This is a genomic window from Oleiphilus sp. HI0123 (genome assembly GCF_001635315.1).
Window position 1 is genome coordinate 1 of record NZ_LWGE01001893.1, and the last position, 415, is coordinate 415.

A 415-nucleotide genomic window follows, 5' to 3' on the forward strand; every position below is an offset into this window, starting at 1 on the left:
GTTAATTCCTTGCCAGCCTGAATAAAGTCATGTAAATTTATTTGTAAGACATATTCTTACGAAGAGGTTTGTTATGGCAGATACCGTTACATTTAGACCTACTGATGATCAAGGCGGTTTTATTGAAGGTCTGATTAGTTCAGGTGATTACTCTAACCAAAGTGAAGTCATTCGCGCTGGCTTGAGACTTCTGCAAGAGCATTACGCTGAATCAAAGCTAGCAGAATTACGCCAGCTTATTAAAGATGGTGAAAATAGCCCCATTATCGAAAATTGGAATGCTGATGATTTTATTCAACGGATGAAGAAAAAGCATAATGCATAAAAACCAAAGCTTTTTTGTACACCAAAAAGCAGATGAAGACTTAGAAGCTATTTTTGATTATAGCCTAGAGAAATTTGGTTTTGCTCGAGC

1 protein-coding gene is annotated in these 415 nt (G+C 36.6%); it reads left to right on the forward strand.

All coding sequences use genetic code 11. The features are described from left to right. The first annotated feature begins 73 nt into the window (after positions 1 to 73). Positions 74 to 325, forward strand: coding sequence for a type II toxin-antitoxin system ParD family antitoxin (locus A3761_RS25205; RefSeq protein WP_068506949.1), 252 nt, complete (start codon positions 74 to 76; stop codon positions 323 to 325). The last annotated feature ends 90 nt before the right edge of the window (positions 326 to 415 follow it).

Excerpts from the sequence above, each read along its gene's own strand:
- A3761_RS25205 (WP_068506949.1), top strand. The coding sequence starts at position 74 with ATGGCAGATACCGTTACATTTAGACCTACTGATGATCAAGGCGGTTTT.